This window comes from Rhizobium sp. PP-CC-3G-465 (genome assembly GCF_004343445.1).
In the GTDB taxonomy this organism is placed as follows: Bacteria; Pseudomonadota; Alphaproteobacteria; order Rhizobiales; family Rhizobiaceae; genus Ferranicluibacter; species Ferranicluibacter rubi.
The window spans coordinates 994,508-1,010,641 of record NZ_SLYH01000001.1 but is presented as its reverse complement, the minus strand read 5'-3'; the positions used below and the strand labels follow the sequence as shown (position 1 = coordinate 1,010,641).

Genomic DNA, 16,134 nt, shown 5'->3' with positions numbered 1-16,134 from the left:
GGCTAAATCTTTTCCATGGCATCGTTTTTCTCCCGTCTTTTCGGCCGCTCCTCGTCCGACACCGCTCCTGAAGCCGCCTCCGGCTCAACCGAAGCCTATGGCGATTGCCTGATCCGGGCGACGCCGATGAAGGAGGGCAGCCAGTACAGGCTGTCCGGCGTCATCGAGAAAGAGGTCGGCGGTCAGAAACTGTCGCGCAGCTTCATCCGTGCCGACATGTTCTCGTCAACGGACGAAGCCTCGTCTGCGGCCATGCGCAAAGCGCATCAGATCATCGACGAAAACGGCCCCTCGCTGTTCTCGGACGGCGCTGCCGCCCGGCAGGTCTGACCCGTCAGGCCGCGCGGTCTATCCGGCAGTGATAGCAATTGTTGCGCGACGAGCGCACATGCACATAGGCGATGTCCAGCCGCTCCAGAATATCAGATGCTCGGTTGATGATGTCGGTCGTCGGCGTGACCGCGCCTGACCCGTAGACGATCCGATCCGCGTGATCATAGCCCCTGACGATGTAATCCGGACTACTCAGGATCGGCGGCAGGCATTCCTCCGCGGCATAGCGCGTGCAGGGCGCGGCATGCAGGAAGATCGGCCCTGTCTCCGCAAAGGCCTGCGGCGTTGGAAACGCACGGTAGGCAAAGAGCAGGGCAGGCTCGTCGCCTGCGATATGTTCAAGGCAATGCCGGCACGGGTTGCCGTCGCCATCCGATACGAAGCGTTCCGGCGTGAGGCCGTAAGCGTCGGCACCACCGTTCCAGATATGCATCGCATCGTCGGTCGGCATGGCGGTAAAGCGGATCTTCGTCATGATGGTCTCCTTGCTGATTGCAAGGATCATGACGAGACAGACGCGCTGCCGACACCCGTTTCCGGACGGTTTGCCGTCAGAGCTTCCGAACGAGGTCGAGCATTTCGTCTTCGGTCAGCGGCACGAGCTCGCCTTCTCGCGTCGCGACGGGGGAGAAGCCGAATCGCTGGTAGAGCTGAATGGCGCGAGGGTGGTCGAGATTGTTCGTCTGGACCTTGACCACCTTCGGGCCATAGCTCCAACAGCCATAGAGCGCCTGCAACAGGAACCACTTGCCAAGGCCGAGGCCGAGAGCACGCTCGAAGAGACCGAAATGCGTCAATTCGACAGTGTCGTCATCCACATGCAGGACTTCGAAGAAGCCGGCCGGGGCGCCGTTGACGTAGAGCACGGTTACGCAATTGCGTTTGTCGTGCAGAACCGCAGTCAGGGCCTCGTCGTCGAGACGCAGGCGATCGACCCAATGCCAGCGGCGGCCGACCTGCAGATAGAGGAACCGGTAATAGGCGGGCGGGATATCAACCACACGCATCAGCGCCGTCTGGATATTGACCGGAAACGGCAGGCTCTGCTTCGGCGCTGCCGTCATCTCCAGTTCGGTGATGTGAATCGTGGCCGGCTGTCCCGGCACGAGCGTAATCCCGGCATCCACCGGTGCGTTGGTTTCCGTTCCATTTGCTGCGACTGCGTCTACCAATTCCATGCGTGTTCCACTCTTCCCGTCTAAGGGTTACCGGTTGCAATCGCGGTATCAGCGCGACTCCCCCATTCCGACCAGGAACCATCGTAGAGCGTATTATCGGTATGTCCAAGAGATTGCAGCGCCAGCGTGATGATCGCCGCCGTGATGCCGGAGCCGCAGCTGGTCACCACGGGCTTGTCGAGATCGATTCCGGCGTCAGCAACGAGTTTCTGCAACTCCGGCAGGGACTTGAAGCGGCCATTGGCTGCAAAACCACCGGCCGGAAGACTGCGGGCGCCCGGCATATGGCCAGAGCGCATGCCGGCGCGGGGCTCGGCTTCCTCGCCTGTAAACCGGCCAAGGCTGCGGGCATCCGCGATCTGTCGGCGACCCTCGCCGACGATCTGCGTCATCTCGGTAAAGGACGTCACCGCGCGCTCGTCGAAGGTCGGGGTGAACACGGCCGGAGAGACGGGCGATGTGTCGGTCGTTTCCGGCCGGCCTTCGTTTTTCCAGCCGTCGAGCCCGCCATCGAGCACGTACACGTCTTTTGCGCCCATCACGCGGAACATCCACCAGGCGCGGGGTGCGGAGAAGAATCCGGGGCCGTCATAGACGACGATCGTGTCCGTATCGGAGATGCCCAAGGCCCCGACGGACGCGGCGAAAGATGCCGGCGCCGGCAGGGTGTGCGGCAGTCCGCTCGTCGCATCTGACAGTGCATCGTGGTCGAAGAAGATCGCCCCGGGAATATGACCGGCTGCGTATTCCGCTTTCGGATCGCGCTTGTGCGCCGGCAGGTACCAGGAGGCATCGACGATCCGAAGGGTGGCACCGCCGAGGCGTTCCTGCAGCCAGTCGCCGCTGACGACGAAGGGGCTTTTGTCTTCACGCATACTGGCAAATCCGTTCTCAGTTCAGGGATGGAAGGGGTCAGGCGGCGGTCTCTGGAGGGCCGAAGCGGATGCGGAAGCGCCGGTTCTCCTTGCCCTTCTTCTCGATCTTCGCGATGTGGATGTCGCCGATCTCCTGCGTCTCGGACACATGCGTGCCACCGCAGGGCTGGCTGTCGATGGCGGCGTCCTCGCCGATGCAGACGAGGCTTACGCGGCCGAGACCGACGGGCGGGCGGACATTCTTCGACTTGACGATGTCGGGATTGGCAAGAAGCTCGTCATCCGTAATCCATCGCAACGTGATCGGATGATTTTCGCGAACGAGCGCCATCATCTTCGCGGTCACCGCGTCCTTGTCGATCGTCTCGCTCATGTCGAAATCGACCCGGCTCTCGTCCTCGCCCACCGCTGCACCCGTGATCGGGTAGGGGCAGACGAGCGAAAGGAGATGGCAGGCCGTATGCATCCGCATCAGCTTGTAGCGTCGCGGCCAGTCAATATGCGCCACGATGTCTTCGCCGACCTCCGGCCGCGCCTGGTCTTCGCCGGGCACATGCACGATCACGTCCTTGGTTGCACCCGTCCGTGTGGTGGCGATCTCGATCCGGCTGCCGTCGGAACGTTCCAGAAAACCCAAATCGCCGGGCTGTCCGCCGGATGTCGCATAGAAGCAGGTGCGATCGAGCACGATCCCACCGTCTTCGAGAACGTCGATCACCCGTCCCTCGCAGGTCGAGAGATAGAAGTCGTCGCGAAACAGGGCTTCGGTTTTTTGCGTGGGGGACACTGTCATGACGTCAGGCACTTGCCGCTTCGTAGGGGACATCGATCTTGCTGTGCCGGGTCAGGAAGTCTGGAACCGGCAGGCCCTTGGATTTCAGGAAATCCGGATTGAAGAGCTTCGACTGGTAGCGATTGCCATAATCGCAGAGGATCGTCACGATCGTATGTCCCGGCCCCAGATCCCGCGCCATCTGGATCGCACCGGCGATGTTGATGCCGGAGGAGCCGCCGAGGCAGAGACCTTCCTTTTCGATCAGGTCGAACACCAGCGGAACCGCTTCGGCGTCGGGGATGCGGTAGGAATAGTCCGGCGTGAACCCTTCGAGGTTCGCCGTAATACGGCCCTGACCAATGCCTTCGGTGATCGAACTGCCCGGCGCCGAAAACTCGCCCTCGGTATAGTAGCTGAAAAGGGCGGCCCCTTCGGGGTCTGCCAGTCCGATCTTGATATCCGGATTGAACCCGCGCAGGCCCTCTGCGACACCGGCAAGCGTTCCGCCGGACCCGACCGCGCAGATAAAACCATCGACCTTGCCGTCGGTGTCGCGCCAGATTTCCGGCGCCGTCGTCTCGACATGCGCCGCCCGGTTGGCCGTGTTGTCGAACTGGTTGGCCCAGATCGCGCCGTTCGGCTCGGTCCGCGCCAGCTGCTCGGCAAGGCGGCCGGAGAGTTTTACGTAATTGTTCGGATTGCGGTAGGGAACGGCGGGAACCTCGACAAGCTCGGCCCCCAGCAGCTTCAGCGCGTCCTTCTTTTCCTGGCTCTGCGTTTCCGGGATGACGATGACGGTGCGATAGCCGAGCGCCTGCGCGACCAGCGCAAGACCGATCCCCGTATTGCCGGCCGTTCCCTCGACGATGACGCCGCCCGGGCGCAACGTGCCCTGACGTTCCGCTTCGCGAATGATGAAGAGCGCCGCGCGGTCCTTTACCGACTGCCCGGGATTGAGAAACTCGGCCTTTCCAAGAATCGTGCAGCCGGTCGCATCCGATGCCGCCTTCAAGCGGATGAGAGGCGTGTTGCCGATGGCGTCGAGAACGGAATTCAGTGCGGGCATGTGTGGGACCTCTTGAAGGAGAATCGCAATGGAAGCGTTGGCGGGCTTCAGCGCAACATAGCCGGACGCGAGGCGGCGGCAAGGTCGGCAGAGAAACGCGGCGGAATTCCGCGGATGGTGTTGGCTTCTTTTGCCGTTGCAAAGAGCAGGCTGCAAGGAAAACGGTTTTGCAAGGCGGCGCTCCGGCGCAATATTTGTCTCGAAGCGCACAAAGCACAATTCGGTGATCCATGGCGAAGACAGGATCGTAAGAAATCATTATCGTCTAAGGGAGGCCTTCGCGAGGGGGCGGTGGACAGAGTGTGATGACGACGAGTGAACTCGATACGGTAGATGCGCTGATGGCGCATTATGCGGCTGGTATTCTGCCAGAGCCTGCTCGCGTTCTCGTTGCCGCGCATCTCGAACTGCAGTCTGTAAATCGGCAAACGGTCGCGGCATTCGAGGCAGTGGCCGGAGATCTTGTTGAGACGCTCGAACCGTCACCGCTGTCCGATCCCGAAAGCAGCATCGCTGCTATCCTTTCAAGTCCTCCTCTATCGCTCGCCACAGCGCCGAGCCCCCACCATCCTGATAACGAGGAATGGCCAGCAGTGTTGCGCGCGTTTGCCGGCTTCGACAGGCACGATATGCCTTGGCGCTGGAAGCTTCCCGGGTTGAAAGAATATGCGCTGGGCAAAATCGACGGCTGCGATGTCTCGTTTTACCGCATCCGGCCCGGCCGGGCCATTCCAGAGCATACGCATGAGGGTTTCGAGCTATCGCTGGTGCTGCACGGCGCGTTCAGCGATGTCAGGGGCCGTTTTGGTCGGGGTGATATCTCTGTTGCTGACGACAGTCTGGACCATCGTCCGATCGCCGAGAGCGGCGAACACTGTATCGTTTTCGCGGTGACCGATGCACCGGTCAAATTGCGTGGCTCTCTCAGCCGCCGCCTTGGCGACCTGATCGGCTGAAACGCCGCACGGAACGCGTCTTTCCGGATATCGCCACCGCTCTACTTCATCACCAGATCAATGGAAACAGGCATATCGCGCGCCTGGGAGAAACGGAACATGTCGTCTTTCATCGCACGCCCGGAACATGGTCTTGCCTGGGTCACGGGCGCCAGCTCGGGCATCGGTCGGGCGCTGGCCCTGAAGCTGGTGGCCGAAGGCTTCGGCGTGGTGGTCACCGCGCGCAGCCATGACAAGCTGGTGGCCCTGCAGCGCGAGGCGACGGGTCCCGGTCGCATCATCGTGCTCGATGGCGACGTGACCGATCCTGAAGATATGGAACGGGTGATCGCCTCGATCGAATATGATCACGGCACGCTGGCGCTGGTGGCGCTCAATGCCGGCGTCTTCAAGCCTGTTCATGGCGAGGATCTGCATCTCGAAGACTTTCAGGAGACCTTCTCGGTCAACCTGAACGGCGTGGTGAATTGCCTGCTGCCCGCGATCCGCCACATGAAGGTGCGCGGGCAGGGGCAGATCGCCATCGTCTCCTCCGTCACCGGCTATGGCGGTCTGCCGACGAGCGGCGCTTATGGTGCGACGAAAGCCGCCCTGATCAATATGGCGGAGAGTCTCAAGTTCGATCTCGACAAGCAGGGCATACGCATTCAGGTGGTCAATCCTGGCTTCGTAGATACGCCGGCAACCAAGGAAAACGCCTTCCCCATGCCGGCACTGGTCTCGCCGGAAGAGGCGGCGGGCGCGATCGTTGCCGGACTTCAGGGCTCGGGCTTCGAGATCACCTTTCCGAAGCGCTTCACCTATGCCCTTAAGTTCATCAACATCCTGCCCTATTGGCTGTATTTCCCGCTCGTCAATGCTGCAACGGGCTGGAAAAAGCGCCCGTCCGTCAAGGCGCGGCTGCCGGGCGGTAAGCCGGAAGAGCCTCAGGCCGTGTGAAGCACGAGCACGGCGCCGAACACGAGCGCCAGCCCGACCCAGCCGATCGGCTTCAATTGCTGCTTGAACAGCAACCGCGCGCTGATAGCGGTTCCGAAAATTCCGGTCGCGCCGAGAATACCGTAGGCGACGGCAAGGTCCATGCCGCGCACGGCTTCCGCCAGAAGCGCGAAAGCCACGAGCACCAGCAGGATCGACAGAAACCCCCAGCCCTTGCGGGAGAAGCCTTCGGATTTGCTGGAGGCTAGGTTTGCGGCAACATCGAACAGGCCCGCCAGTACCGCGAGGACGAAGGGCAGCTCAGGCAGGCTCATCGGTGGCCTCCGCAGGTGCAGTTCCATGGTCCTCGCCCGCATTGACGAGGATGATGCCGAGAACCGCCATGGCGAGCCCGATGAACTCCCGAAGGCTGAGATCGTGGTGGAAGAAGAACATCGATACGAGTGTGATCAGCGCAATGCCTGACCCTTCCCAGATGGCATAGGCCACGCCGACCGGCAGGGTTCGCACGGCCTTCGCCAGACAGACATAGGAAAGCGCGATCGCCACATACATCACGATGTAACCGCCCATTCCGCCGGAAACGCTGGCGGCTTTCATGACGGTGAGGCCGATCACCTCGATGACGATGGCGAGCGCAAGGTAGAGCCAGGCAAGCCGGCGGTCTTGGCGCGGACCGGCGGGCAGGGACGGTTCGTGTGTCATGATCTCTCAGGCGGTCGGTACGATCGCCTCGCGTAGCTGACGCTGCATGCGTTCGTCCAGCGGAAATGTCCACATCAGCGCGATGGCGCAGAGTTTCAACGCGACCGGCACCCAGGCATAGAGCGCCGCGAGCGCGAACAGCGCATCGGCGCTGTTATCGGCGCCTGCCGCGGGGTCGAACCCGGCCGCAGACAGGATCGGAAAGACCAGCCCGGCGCCGATCGCCAGCGACAGCTTCGTCGCCAGCCCCCAGGCCGCGAAGTAGAAGCCGCCCCGCTGTTCGCCGGAAACGGCCGTATCCGCGTCGATAACATCGGCCTGAATAGATGGCGGGAGCGCCAGATCGAACCCCAGGAGAATGCCCGTGACGACGCAGATGGTGCCGAATCCGTAGAGGCTACCCGGCGGCAAGAGCGGCGCCAGCAGGAAGACGGCACAGGCGACGAGCATGGCGACCGACCAGGTACGGTGCTTGCCGAAGCGGGTCGCACAGGCGCTGGCAAGTGGCACACCGCCGATGGCGCAGAGGAAGTAGAGAAACAACAGCGGCCCTCGCATCTCCGGCAGGCCAAGCCGCGCGGAGACGAAGTAGAGAAACAGCGTCGCCGGAATGCCGTTTGCAAGCCCGTTGAGAAAATAGGCAAGGACCAGCCGCAGAAACGGTTTGTTGCTCGCGAGAAAGCGCAGTGCATCCGGCAGTGACAGCCGCTCCTGCGTGCGGTTCTCGGGCTCCGGCACCATACGGACGGTCAGGCCGCCGAGGATGAGTAGGCCGAGGCCGACGACAATGCCAAGCACCGCCAGACCGGAAAGCCCCTTCTGCTCGAAGCCGATGGCAAAAGGCAAGACGATGGCGATCAGCGTGCCGATCAGCGTAAAGGTCTCGCGGAAGGCGGAGAGCCGGGTGCGCCCATGATAGTCGCCGACGAGCTCCGCGCCCCAGGCGGAGTAGGGCACCATGACCATGGTGAAGCCGAGCGACACGACGCATCCCCAGAACCCGAGCCATCCGGCACCCGCCGTCTCTGCCGGCCAGTAGAGCATGACGGCGGCAAGGGCCGCGACCGGAAGCGACATCAGGAACAGCAGCCGGCGGCGGCCGAAGGCGGGGTCCATGCGGTCAGCAGCGTACCCCACCAGCGGGTCCGAGATCGCGTCGAACAGCCGGATCAACAGGATCACCCAACCAGCCGTCGCAATCGGAACGCCAAGCGTCTCGGTGTAGTAGGTCGGCACGAGCGAGTAGAGGGGAAGCCCGAGCGCTGCGAGCGGTGCGGCGGGGAGGGCGTAAGCGAGGAGAACGCGCACCGGGAGCTTTGCGTCCGAAAGACGGGCGGATGCGCTCCGCCCGTCTGGAAGATCACTCATAGACGACCTGTCGGACGTCGATATTCTTCGCGCGGAACCCGGCCTCGCAATAGAACAGGTAGAACTCCCAGAGCCTCTTGAAGCGGATATCGAAACCCAGCGGCTCGATCTTCGGCCAGACCGACCAGAACCGCTCCCGCCATTCGGCAAGCGTTCGGGCATAGTCGAGTCCGAAGCCGAGATCCCCGACCATGTTCAGCCCAACCTTGGAGCCGAGCGAAACCAGATGCTCGCGTGTCGGTAGCATGCCGCCGGGGAAGACATATTTCTGGATGAAGTCGGGATTGGCGCGATATTCGCGATAGGATTCCGGCTTGATGGTGATGATCTGCAGGCCAGCACGACCGCCCGGCCTCAGGCAGCGACGGACCTGCGAGAAGTAGGTCGGCCAATACTTCTCGCCGACGGCCTCGAACATCTCGATGGAGACAACCTTGTCATAGGTTCCCGCCTCGTCGCGATAGTCCTGAAACTTGATGTCGACCTTGTCGGAAAGACCGGCCTTTTCCATCCGGGCGCGGGCGAAATCGAGCTGCTCGCGGCTGATCGTGAGGCCCGTTACACGGCAGCCGATTTCGCCGGCCGCATATTCCGCGAAGCCACCCCAGCCGCAGCCGATTTCAAGCACATGGTCGCCCGGCCCGATACCCGCAGCATCGGCCAACGCCTTGTACTTCGCCCGCTGGGCAGACTGGAGGTCGTCCGCGCCCGTCGCGTAGAGCGCCGAGGAGTAGGTCATCGACGGATCGAGCCATTGCGCATAGAACGCATTGCCAAGGTCGTAATGGGCGGAGATGTTGCGCTTGGAGCCTGCCTTCGTGTTGGCGTTCATCCAGTGACGCATTTTCTCGACGAAGCGCAAAATGCCGCGAGCGCCGTTCGGGAAGTGGCGACCCATCTCCGCATTGACGAGGAAGAGCTCGAGGAATGCCCCGACATCAGGGCTGTCCCAGTCGCCATCCATGTAGCTTTCGGCCACGCCGATGGTTCCGTTGGTCAGCGCACGCTGGGGCAGGTTCCAGTTGTGCAGCGTGACGGCTGCCTCGGGGCCCTGTGCCCGCCCCTTGATGACGAAGGTCCGGCCATCGGGCAGCGTCAGTTGCAGGCAGCCTGCCTCCATATTGACAAGGCCGCGAAGCACCATCTGAGATTTCGCTGGCAAGCCTTTGATGAAACGAGAAATATTGTCCTTGGACAGACGCTCTGCGGGCGACTTTTCATCGCGCCATGTTTCAGCTGAACGCATCGCACAACCTTTCGGCAAACATCGGACCTACACAAAATAGCCTTATTCGGCCGGGCTGCAAGTCTCTCGGTGGGAGGTGGGTTGTGGTGACAGTCGGCGCGGTGCCGGCTCGTCGTGGCGGCGGTCGTCGGTCCAGACGCTGGTCGGGGCGGGCGGTGTGGGTCGGGAAATATATCGTGCTCCCTTCCACCAGAGCTTCGCCGCCTCCCAGTGAATGCCAGCCACGATCTTCAAAGTAAGGTGGGGAATACGGCCGACGAGGCGCAGGATATTGCCCGTCGTCAGCGGTTGCGCATGGCCGGAGAAGGTCGCCGAAAGCACAGGCCCCTCGGCATCCGTCTCCAGAATTCGCCAGCGGATATCCTTGCCCGGCGGCACCATGCGAAACCGGTAGCGCATGGCCATGGGCATGAAGGGCGACACATGAAAGATCTTGTCGCATTCCTGCCGAACGCCGGCATCGCTCACCTGCCCGGATGAAATCGGGCAGACATAGCTATGCCGCTCGCCGAAGGTGTTGCGCACCTCGTAAACCAGCGCCACCAGCGCATCGGAAGCGTCATAGGCGTAGTAGACGGCAAGGGGATTGAAGACCCAACCGAGAATGCGCGGATAGCAGACGAGGAGAACCCGAGCCGCAGGCGCGGAAACACCGGCATCGGCAAGCAGGCCATCGACATAGGCGCGCAGCGAAATGTCCGTGCGTCCGGAATGATCGCTCTGGTGAAACGACAGGACATTGAAGCGATCGACGGAAAACACACGGCTTTGCGTGTCTGCTGCATCAAGCTGGTCGAGATCCACCATCAGCGAAAAGACGCTGTAGGAAAACCTGTGCCCGAGCGGCTTCATGCGCTGGTGCATGACGTCGCCGGCATAAAGCAGCGCCGGCTCCGTTGGCGGTGCATGCAGGCGTCCGACATCGGGAGGCGTATCGGTCATTCCGCAGCTTCGGCGAAGACGGGCGCCGGAGCAAGCCGCCACGGTATGATGCCGCCGAGCGTTTCCGCCGCTGCCAAGCCAGACGACAAGCCGTCTTCATGGAAGCCGTAACCTGTCCAGGCGCCGGCAAAGAACGTGCCGTTGTCACCTTGGATGGTCTTCAGTTGCCTCTGCGCATCGATCGAGCGGGCATCGAACTGCGGATGGTCGTAGGTGTACTCGGCAAAGACCAGACGCAGATCGGGCTCGCGTTCGGGGTTCAGCGTGACGAAGAGCGGGCAGGCAGGGTCGATCGCTTGCAGACTGTTCATCCAGTATGTCACCGCCACCTGGCTGTCGGAACCCGGGCGTGTCGAGCGAAGGTAGTTCCACGAGGCCCAGACTTTCTCCCGCTTCGGCATCAGGGCCACATCCCGGTGCAGCACGACGCGATTCGGCTTGTAGGGCACGGCTTCCAGCACGGCGCGCTCCTGCGGCGTCGCGTCCGCGAGCATGGCAAGAGCCTGGTCCGAATGGGATGCGATGATGATCTTGTCGTAGACCCGCACGGTGCCATCGTCTTCCGTAACGTGCACCTTTCGCCCGTCGCGACGAATAGAGCGGATGCCACAGTTCAGCTTCAGCCGGTTGCCGAGGGGGGCCAGCAGCTTGTCGAGATAGACCCGGCTACCCCCTGCCACCGTGCGCCACGGATGGGGCGTCGCGTAAACGAGGCGGTGATTGTCGAAGAACTGGATGAAGTGATCAGCCGGAAACTCCAGCATCTTGGCGGCAGGTGCCGACCAGATCGCAGCTGCCATCGGCAGCAGGTAGTTGTTGGTGAAGCCGGGCGAGAAACGGCGCCAGTCGAGATAGTCCCCGATCGACATTTCCGAAAGCCGGCCCGCATCGCGATCGACGAGGCAGATCTTGTTGAAGCGCAGGATCTCGCGCAACATGAGGAGGAAGGACGGACGCAGCATGTTCCGCTTCTGCGCGAAGAGGCCTGTGAACGGCCCGCCGCGCCATTCGAGGGCGCCGTGGTCGAGCGACAGGGCAAAGCTCATGCTGCTCGGCAGCGTCTCGACGTCGAGTTCGGCAAAAAGCGCTTTCAGGTTCGGATAGTTCGGCTCGTTATAGACGATGAAACCCGTATCGACCGAAATCCGCTGCCCGTCGTAATCGACCTCGACCGTGGCCGTATGCCCGCCAGGCCTCTCGGCCTTCTCATACAGTGTCACGTCGTGAACGTCGCGCAGCGCCCAGGCCGCCGAGCTGCCGGAAATGCCCGAGCCGACAACGGCGATCGAGAGTCGGCCATGCGCGGAAGAGATGCCGGTGGAAACAGGGGAGGTCATGCGGCATCCTTGATGTTGCGGTAGGCAGCAAGCGCGCGATCCCGCGCCTTGGCGTGGTCGACGATCGGTTTGGGGTAGGTTTCGCCTAGCGTTACCCCGGCCTTGGCGAGAACGGCGGACGGCGCTTCGAACGGATGATGGATCCAGTCGCTCGGCATGTCGGCAAGTTCCGGCACGTGCTCACGAACGTACAGGCCGTCGGTATCGAACTTTTCGCCCTGCGTGATCGGGTTGAAGACACGGAAGAAGGGCGAGGCATCGGCACCGCAACCGGCGACCCACTGCCAGTTCATGGCATTGCTCGCAGGATCGGCATCCACAAGCGTATCGCGGAACCAGCGCTCGCCGCGCCGCCAGTCGATCAGCAGATCTTTCACCAGAAATGACCCGACGATCATGCGGACGCGATTGTGCATCGTCCCGAACCGCCAGAGTTCGCGCATGCCGGCATCCACGATCGGAAAACCCGTCATGCCCGTCCTCCAACGATCGAAATCGTCGTCGCCATTCGTCCAGCCGAGCTTGTCGTATTTCCGGTTCAGGCTCTCGGTCGGCATGTCGGGATTGTGGAACAGGAGATGATAGGCGAACTCCCGCCAAACCAGCTCCTTGCGGAAGGTGATAACGTCGGCCGAATCGGCCTTCGACAGGCCGCGCGTCGCGTGCCAGATACGGGCCGGAGAAATCTCGCCCATCGCCAGATGCGGAGAGAGCCGCGACGTTCCCGCTTCCCAGGTCCGCTCGCGCGACTCGCGATATCCGTCGATCGTGCCGTCCGTGAAATCCTCGAGCTTTTCCCGTGCGGAGGCTTCGCCCGGCTCCCAGCGCCGCGAAAAATCCACGGCCCATTCGAGCTTCGGCAACAGGCCCCAGTCCTTAAGCGTCTCCGACCGCGGAAACGTCTTTGGCGCTGGCAACTTTTCCGGAGCGTCCACGGGCTCGGGTGGCTCGCCACCGGCCTCTATCGCACGCCAGAACGGTGTGTAGACCCGGTACGGACCGCCGGTCTTTGTCTTCACGCGAGACGGCTCATGCATGAGCGCCCCGGCAAAGCTCACCGTCTCCAGCTCGTCTTTGGAAAGCACATCTTTCAGCTTGGTATCGATCTTGATGCCGGTAGGATCGTATCGCCGGTTCCAGAAGACAGCAGACGCGCCGGTGTCCTTTATGATTTGCCGAAGAACCGTCTCTGCTTCACCACTCAGCAGAATGAGACGTGAGCCGCAGGTCTCGATCTGCGCTGAAAACGCGGTCAGCGAATGGTGCAGCCACCAGGCCTGCGCTTCGCCGAGGGGACCTGTCTCGGAATTGTCTTCGCGAATATAGAGCGGAATGACCGGACGACCGGTTTCGACGGCAGATGCCAGCGCACGGTTATCGTCAGTGCGAAGGTCCTTGCGAAACCATACAATGATCGGGCTCTGGTCCCGTTGATGCACGTCGTCCATCTTGATCCGTCTGTTTTCTTTGCCGGTCTTACGATCAAGGACGGGGTGTGGATCAAGAAGGTTTCAAAAACATATGAATGCTACGACCGAGTCGTCACGGACCCGGTAGGCACTCTCAACGCTCAGCAGGAGAAGCCAAATCCGCCAGAGGAGGCCGAGCGCGAACGGCGAAGGAGTTTCAATGATCTGTCGGGTTCGATGCGATAAGTCTCCATCGCCATACAGCCGTATTCATCGGTAATCTGGTTGGTGAACGTACTGCCGATCGGAGACTTCGTCAGCTTCGTTCGCGGCTGATGTCCCCCGTAGGTGATGCTGCCGGGAATCGGTTGAACGTCGTAGGGCGTGCATGCCGCGAGGGCCAAAACACCGCTGATCACCACCGCAGCGAATTTCACCATCGGCCGCATCCCTAAAACGCTCCGCCCGTCACGGGATTGACCACGGGCCGTTCGCTGGCGTCTTTCTCGTCTGCAGGTTTAACGAATGTCGGAGCGATAGAAACTTTTTCATTCGCGGCGGCATCATCCGCCGTCGGATTGACATCGGTCGGACGTTTCTGCTCGGACGTGCTGTTATGGTCGCTGTTACCCATGATTTACTCTCCGTGATGACCGGAAAACACAGGGTAAAGACAAATGTTCCAGCCTTTACGGAGGAACACAACAGTATGAAGGAGGGTGCGGTAGTCGTGTGACCTAAGCCACGTGCCATGATCTCGTGTAAGAAAATGGCTCCCCGGGCCGGATTCGAACCGGCGACCTGTCGATTAACAGTCGAATGCTCTACCGCTGAGCTACCAGGGAACATCTGCGCTGCAGAAGTGAGGCTGCTAATACGGGTGCTTTTTCGATTTGCCAAGCGCTTTTTTCAAAAAAACGCGTCTCGCTGTGGACAAACTCGGATGCGAAGCACACCTCAGGGCCAACATGGGCGACAGGGGTCGTTCGGAGTGGATGAGGCCGGATTGGACGATGATGAACGAGGTTGACGCAGGCGCACGCCCGTCGGGCAACACCCGCGAGAAGGGTGCTGGTGCGAACACGAAGACGGCTCCGCCGCGCCCGCATGGCCCGCAGCTGTCGATCGGTTCGTGGCATATGCCGCTGCCCCGCCAGAAGTGGCTTCGCGTCCTCATCGGCTGTTTGCTGGTGGTCTGCGGCCTTCTCGGGTTCCTGCCGATTCTCGGATTCTGGATGGTGCCCCTCGGTCTCGTCGTGCTGTCGCATGATTCTGCCTACATCCGCCGCAAGCGCCGCCGCATGGCCGTCTGGTGGGGCCGCCGGAAGCAGGCAAAAGCCGCCGCGAAGGCCGCTCGCGTTTAGCGCATATGAAAAAGGCCGGTTTGACTCGGCCTTTTCTCATTCTTCGAAAGCAGTTTACCCGTTCGTCGTACCCGTCTGCGGGGTAGGATCGCGGTCGGCAGGCACCGGCTGCATCTGCTCGCCATTCGCCGGCGTGTTGTCGATCGTGCCCTGATTGGCCGGTGTCGCCTGACCGTTCTGGGCGGGCTCCGTTTGCTGACGATCGGTCGCCGCATCATTGTCCGTGCTCTCGCCGAACATTTCTGCCGCACCCCACGCGATCAGTGCCAGAAAAAGGCCGCCAATCAGGACCATCAAGACCGGGCGGCCAGCGCCACCCTGGCGCGCTTCCGTCGGGCTGACGGTAACCTTTTTGTTCAGTTCCTGCGTCGAGCGCACGTCGCCGCGTTCGTCCAGTATTTTCGCCATATCCATCTCCTCGGGTCCAGAGCAACGATGCGCCCCTCGTATTCTTGACAGGAGCAACGGGCAGCAGACCCGTAAGTTCCGTCAAGGGCACGCGAGCGCCTAGACCATATGGATTTGCACAATTTTATGGTATGGTCTTCTAGCGGTCCGTTGAGGAGCGACCGCGTCGGTATGAGCGGGAGGAACGCCATGCATTACAATGTTCAATTTTTCACCTGGACACCACGCGATGGCGTCCATCAGGTCGGGAAGATGGTCGAGATCGATGCCGTCAACGCCAAGCTGGCGGCAACGTCGCTTCTGGGTCTGCGCTTGGGCGATAGCGGCGAGGCGAGCCGCCTTGCAGCCCGCGTCTGGGCTGCCGAGGATGCGGCGAAGGCCGACTGCGTCTGCTTCTTCTACCAGTAGCGTTGCCGACTGCCGGGACGCTGCCTAGCGGAGATGTCAAACCTTCAGCGCGAATGCCGAGGTCACGCCATCCACGACGAACTGGACGGCCAGCGCGGCGAGGATGACGCCGAGAAGGCGCGTGAGAATCGCGCGCCCGGTTTGCCCGAGAAATCGATCAATGCGCTCGGCGATGACGAGCGCTGCAAACAGGATCGCCACACACGCCGCGATGACGAGGATCAGCTGGAGACGCCCGACGGTGCCGGGATAGGAGCCGGCGAGCAGGATTGTGGCCGAAATCGCGCCCGGTCCCGCGATAAGGGGCAAGGCGAGCGGAAAGACCGCGATATTCTCGATGTGATCCCTCAGGGTTGCTGTTTCCCCGGTCTTCTCCTTCCGCTCGTTGCGCTTCTCGAAGATCATCTCGAAGGCGATCCAGAACAACAGAAGCCCACCGGCGATGCGGAACGCACCCATGGAAATGCCGAGCAGCCCGAGAATGCTGTCGCCGAAGAGTGCAAACACCGAGAGGATGCAGAACGCGATGAGGCTGCCGCGCCAGGCGACCTGCTTGCGTTCGCTCCTGCTCATTCCGGCGGTCAGGCTGAGAAAGATCGGCGCGAGGCCCGGCGGGTCGATGGTCACGAGGATCGTGGTCAACGCGTTGATGAGAAGGTCGGTATCGGTCATGCCGCTCTCCAGGGCGCGTTTCGCGCGAGCGGCCAGTTAGGCTCAAGCGACGTTTTGGGTAAAGGGGCAGGGGGCACAGGCTGCAAGTTTACCTTGGAAAGCCGCCCTTTTGCTGCCAGAAAGGCATAAGACTGTTCACAACTCCCTGCGCAA

General features: G+C 61.8%; 21 protein-coding genes and 1 tRNA gene. 5 read left to right on the top strand and 17 right to left on the bottom strand.

All coding sequences use genetic code 11. From position 1 onward, the window contains the following. The first annotated feature begins 15 nt into the window (after positions 1–15). Positions 16–330 carry an HlyU family transcriptional regulator gene (locus C8J33_RS04675; RefSeq protein WP_132663307.1) on the top strand — a complete coding sequence of 105 codons (315 nt, stop codon included), beginning with the start codon at positions 16–18 and terminating at the stop codon, positions 328–330. A 4-nt stretch (positions 331–334) separates the two neighbouring features. On the opposite strand, the gene C8J33_RS04670 is transcribed toward C8J33_RS04675, so the two are convergent. The 5 genes from C8J33_RS04670 to C8J33_RS04650 form a co-directional block, all read right to left on the bottom strand. Then, positions 335–808, bottom strand: coding sequence for a DUF1203 domain-containing protein (locus C8J33_RS04670; RefSeq protein ID WP_132663306.1), 474 nt, complete (start codon positions 806–808; stop codon positions 335–337). Positions 809–884: 76 nt separating this feature from the next. Beyond that, positions 885–1,397 (bottom strand): GNAT family N-acetyltransferase, encoded by a 513-nt coding sequence (locus C8J33_RS04665; RefSeq protein WP_092936201.1) that lies wholly within the window; start codon positions 1,395–1,397, stop codon positions 885–887. Positions 1,398–1,531: 134 nt separating this feature from the next. Further along, a complete protein-coding gene (sseA, locus tag C8J33_RS04660) occupies positions 1,532–2,386 on the bottom strand; it encodes a 3-mercaptopyruvate sulfurtransferase (RefSeq protein ID WP_132663305.1) in 855 nt (284 codons plus the stop codon). Between the two features lie 37 nt (positions 2,387–2,423). Continuing rightward, complete coding sequence (locus tag C8J33_RS04655; protein WP_132663304.1) at positions 2,424–3,179, bottom strand: alanyl-tRNA editing protein; 756 nt, start codon at positions 3,177–3,179, stop codon at positions 2,424–2,426. Between the two features lie 4 nt (positions 3,180–3,183). Beyond that, positions 3,184–4,227 (bottom strand): cysteine synthase A, encoded by a 1,044-nt coding sequence (locus C8J33_RS04650; RefSeq protein WP_132663303.1) that lies wholly within the window; start codon positions 4,225–4,227, stop codon positions 3,184–3,186. A gap of 305 nt (positions 4,228–4,532) precedes the next feature. On the opposite strand from C8J33_RS04650, the gene C8J33_RS04645 reads away from it, so the two are divergent. Beyond that, positions 4,533–5,183, top strand: coding sequence for a ChrR family anti-sigma-E factor (locus C8J33_RS04645; RefSeq protein WP_132663302.1), 651 nt, complete (start codon positions 4,533–4,535; stop codon positions 5,181–5,183). Between the two features lie 99 nt (positions 5,184–5,282). Further along, on the top strand, positions 5,283–6,122 hold the full coding sequence (locus tag C8J33_RS04640) for an SDR family NAD(P)-dependent oxidoreductase (protein ID WP_132663301.1): 840 nt from the start codon (positions 5,283–5,285) through the stop codon (positions 6,120–6,122). On the opposite strand, the gene C8J33_RS04635 is transcribed toward C8J33_RS04640, so the two are convergent. The 10 genes from C8J33_RS04635 to C8J33_RS04590 all read right to left on the bottom strand — a co-directional run bounded on the left by C8J33_RS04635 (position 6,110) and on the right by C8J33_RS04590 (position 13,974). Next, complete coding sequence (locus C8J33_RS04635) at positions 6,110–6,436, bottom strand: DMT family transporter (protein WP_132663300.1); 327 nt, start codon at positions 6,434–6,436, stop codon at positions 6,110–6,112. The genes C8J33_RS04640 and C8J33_RS04635 overlap by 13 nt on opposite strands. Next, the gene (locus C8J33_RS04630; RefSeq protein ID WP_132663299.1) at positions 6,423–6,827 is read right to left on the bottom strand and encodes an SMR family transporter; all 405 of its coding nucleotides are present in this window, start codon (positions 6,825–6,827) and stop codon (positions 6,423–6,425) included. The genes C8J33_RS04635 and C8J33_RS04630 overlap by 14 nt, the downstream gene beginning before the upstream one ends. Positions 6,828–6,833: 6 nt before the next feature. Further along, the gene (locus C8J33_RS04625; RefSeq protein ID WP_132663298.1) at positions 6,834–8,195 is read right to left on the bottom strand and encodes an MFS transporter; all 1,362 of its coding nucleotides are present in this window, start codon (positions 8,193–8,195) and stop codon (positions 6,834–6,836) included. Further along, positions 8,188–9,441 carry an SAM-dependent methyltransferase gene (locus C8J33_RS04620; protein WP_132663297.1) on the bottom strand — a complete coding sequence of 418 codons (1,254 nt, stop codon included), beginning with the start codon at positions 9,439–9,441 and terminating at the stop codon, positions 8,188–8,190. The genes C8J33_RS04625 and C8J33_RS04620 overlap by 8 nt, the downstream gene beginning before the upstream one ends. Positions 9,442–9,483: 42 nt before the next feature. Further along, a complete protein-coding gene (locus C8J33_RS04615) occupies positions 9,484–10,383 on the bottom strand; it encodes a DUF1365 domain-containing protein (RefSeq protein WP_132663296.1) in 900 nt (299 codons plus the stop codon). Then, complete coding sequence (locus C8J33_RS04610) at positions 10,380–11,720, bottom strand: NAD(P)/FAD-dependent oxidoreductase (protein WP_132663295.1); 1,341 nt, start codon at positions 11,718–11,720, stop codon at positions 10,380–10,382. The genes C8J33_RS04615 and C8J33_RS04610 overlap by 4 nt, the downstream gene beginning before the upstream one ends. Then, positions 11,717–13,168, bottom strand: coding sequence for a cryptochrome/photolyase family protein (locus C8J33_RS04605; protein ID WP_132663294.1), 1,452 nt, complete (start codon positions 13,166–13,168; stop codon positions 11,717–11,719). The genes C8J33_RS04610 and C8J33_RS04605 overlap by 4 nt, the downstream gene beginning before the upstream one ends. Before the next feature lie 122 nt (positions 13,169–13,290). Next, positions 13,291–13,569, bottom strand: coding sequence for a hypothetical protein (locus C8J33_RS04600; protein ID WP_132663293.1), 279 nt, complete (start codon positions 13,567–13,569; stop codon positions 13,291–13,293). 11 nt (positions 13,570–13,580) lie between these two features. Continuing rightward, a complete protein-coding gene (locus tag C8J33_RS04595) occupies positions 13,581–13,763 on the bottom strand; it encodes a hypothetical protein (RefSeq protein WP_132663292.1) in 183 nt (60 codons plus the stop codon). 136 nt (positions 13,764–13,899) lie between these two features. Beyond that, positions 13,900–13,974 (bottom strand) — tRNA-Asn (locus C8J33_RS04590). 168 nt (positions 13,975–14,142) lie between these two features. Between C8J33_RS04590 and C8J33_RS04585 the strand changes: the two genes are divergently transcribed. Beyond that, positions 14,143–14,493, top strand: a complete 351-nt coding sequence (locus tag C8J33_RS04585) for a hypothetical protein (RefSeq protein WP_245507056.1) — start codon at positions 14,143–14,145, stop codon at positions 14,491–14,493. 54 nt (positions 14,494–14,547) lie between these two features. Here the strand turns inward: C8J33_RS04585 and C8J33_RS04580 are convergent, their stop codons facing one another. Beyond that, positions 14,548–14,901 carry a hypothetical protein gene (locus C8J33_RS04580; protein ID WP_132663291.1) on the bottom strand — a complete coding sequence of 118 codons (354 nt, stop codon included), beginning with the start codon at positions 14,899–14,901 and terminating at the stop codon, positions 14,548–14,550. Positions 14,902–15,090: 189 nt separating this feature from the next. Here C8J33_RS04580 and C8J33_RS04575 point away from each other — a divergent pair, with 189 nt between their 5' ends. After that, complete coding sequence (locus tag C8J33_RS04575; RefSeq protein ID WP_110730967.1) at positions 15,091–15,309, top strand: hypothetical protein; 219 nt, start codon at positions 15,091–15,093, stop codon at positions 15,307–15,309. Positions 15,310–15,345: 36 nt separating this feature from the next. Here the strand turns inward: C8J33_RS04575 and C8J33_RS04570 are convergent, their stop codons facing one another. Continuing rightward, positions 15,346–15,981 (bottom strand): MarC family protein, encoded by a 636-nt coding sequence (locus C8J33_RS04570; protein ID WP_110798890.1) that lies wholly within the window; start codon positions 15,979–15,981, stop codon positions 15,346–15,348. Positions 15,982–16,134 lie beyond the last annotated feature (153 nt).

What these genes read in the sequence shown, in the direction of transcription:
- C8J33_RS04675 (WP_132663307.1), top strand. Translation starts at nt 16, where the DNA reads ATGGCATCGTTTTTCTCCCGTCTTTTCGGCCGCTCCTCGTCCGACACC.
- C8J33_RS04670 (WP_132663306.1), bottom strand. Translation starts at nt 808, where the DNA reads ATGACGAAGATCCGCTTTACCGCCATGCCGACCGACGATGCGATGCAT.
- C8J33_RS04665 (WP_092936201.1), bottom strand. Translation starts at nt 1,397, where the DNA reads ATGACGGCAGCGCCGAAGCAGAGCCTGCCGTTTCCGGTCAATATCCAG.
- sseA (WP_132663305.1), bottom strand. Translation starts at nt 2,386, where the DNA reads ATGCGTGAAGACAAAAGCCCCTTCGTCGTCAGCGGCGACTGGCTGCAG.
- C8J33_RS04655 (WP_132663304.1), bottom strand. Translation starts at nt 3,179, where the DNA reads ATGACAGTGTCCCCCACGCAAAAAACCGAAGCCCTGTTTCGCGACGAC.
- C8J33_RS04650 (WP_132663303.1), bottom strand. Translation starts at nt 4,227, where the DNA reads ATGCCCGCACTGAATTCCGTTCTCGACGCCATCGGCAACACGCCTCTC.
- C8J33_RS04645 (WP_132663302.1), top strand. Translation starts at nt 4,533, where the DNA reads ATGACGACGAGTGAACTCGATACGGTAGATGCGCTGATGGCGCATTAT.
- C8J33_RS04640 (WP_132663301.1), top strand. Translation starts at nt 5,283, where the DNA reads ATGTCGTCTTTCATCGCACGCCCGGAACATGGTCTTGCCTGGGTCACG.
- C8J33_RS04635 (WP_132663300.1), bottom strand. Translation starts at nt 6,436, where the DNA reads ATGAGCCTGCCTGAGCTGCCCTTCGTCCTCGCGGTACTGGCGGGCCTG.
- C8J33_RS04630 (WP_132663299.1), bottom strand. Translation starts at nt 6,827, where the DNA reads ATGACACACGAACCGTCCCTGCCCGCCGGTCCGCGCCAAGACCGCCGG.
- C8J33_RS04625 (WP_132663298.1), bottom strand. Translation starts at nt 8,195, where the DNA reads ATGAGTGATCTTCCAGACGGGCGGAGCGCATCCGCCCGTCTTTCGGAC.
- C8J33_RS04620 (WP_132663297.1), bottom strand. Translation starts at nt 9,441, where the DNA reads ATGCGTTCAGCTGAAACATGGCGCGATGAAAAGTCGCCCGCAGAGCGT.
- C8J33_RS04615 (WP_132663296.1), bottom strand. Translation starts at nt 10,383, where the DNA reads ATGACCGATACGCCTCCCGATGTCGGACGCCTGCATGCACCGCCAACG.
- C8J33_RS04610 (WP_132663295.1), bottom strand. Translation starts at nt 11,720, where the DNA reads ATGACCTCCCCTGTTTCCACCGGCATCTCTTCCGCGCATGGCCGACTC.
- C8J33_RS04605 (WP_132663294.1), bottom strand. Translation starts at nt 13,168, where the DNA reads ATGGACGACGTGCATCAACGGGACCAGAGCCCGATCATTGTATGGTTT.
- C8J33_RS04600 (WP_132663293.1), bottom strand. Translation starts at nt 13,569, where the DNA reads ATGGTGAAATTCGCTGCGGTGGTGATCAGCGGTGTTTTGGCCCTCGCG.
- C8J33_RS04595 (WP_132663292.1), bottom strand. Translation starts at nt 13,763, where the DNA reads ATGGGTAACAGCGACCATAACAGCACGTCCGAGCAGAAACGTCCGACC.
- C8J33_RS04585 (WP_245507056.1), top strand. Translation starts at nt 14,143, where the DNA reads ATGATGAACGAGGTTGACGCAGGCGCACGCCCGTCGGGCAACACCCGC.
- C8J33_RS04580 (WP_132663291.1), bottom strand. Translation starts at nt 14,901, where the DNA reads ATGGCGAAAATACTGGACGAACGCGGCGACGTGCGCTCGACGCAGGAA.
- C8J33_RS04575 (WP_110730967.1), top strand. Translation starts at nt 15,091, where the DNA reads ATGCATTACAATGTTCAATTTTTCACCTGGACACCACGCGATGGCGTC.
- C8J33_RS04570 (WP_110798890.1), bottom strand. Translation starts at nt 15,981, where the DNA reads ATGACCGATACCGACCTTCTCATCAACGCGTTGACCACGATCCTCGTG.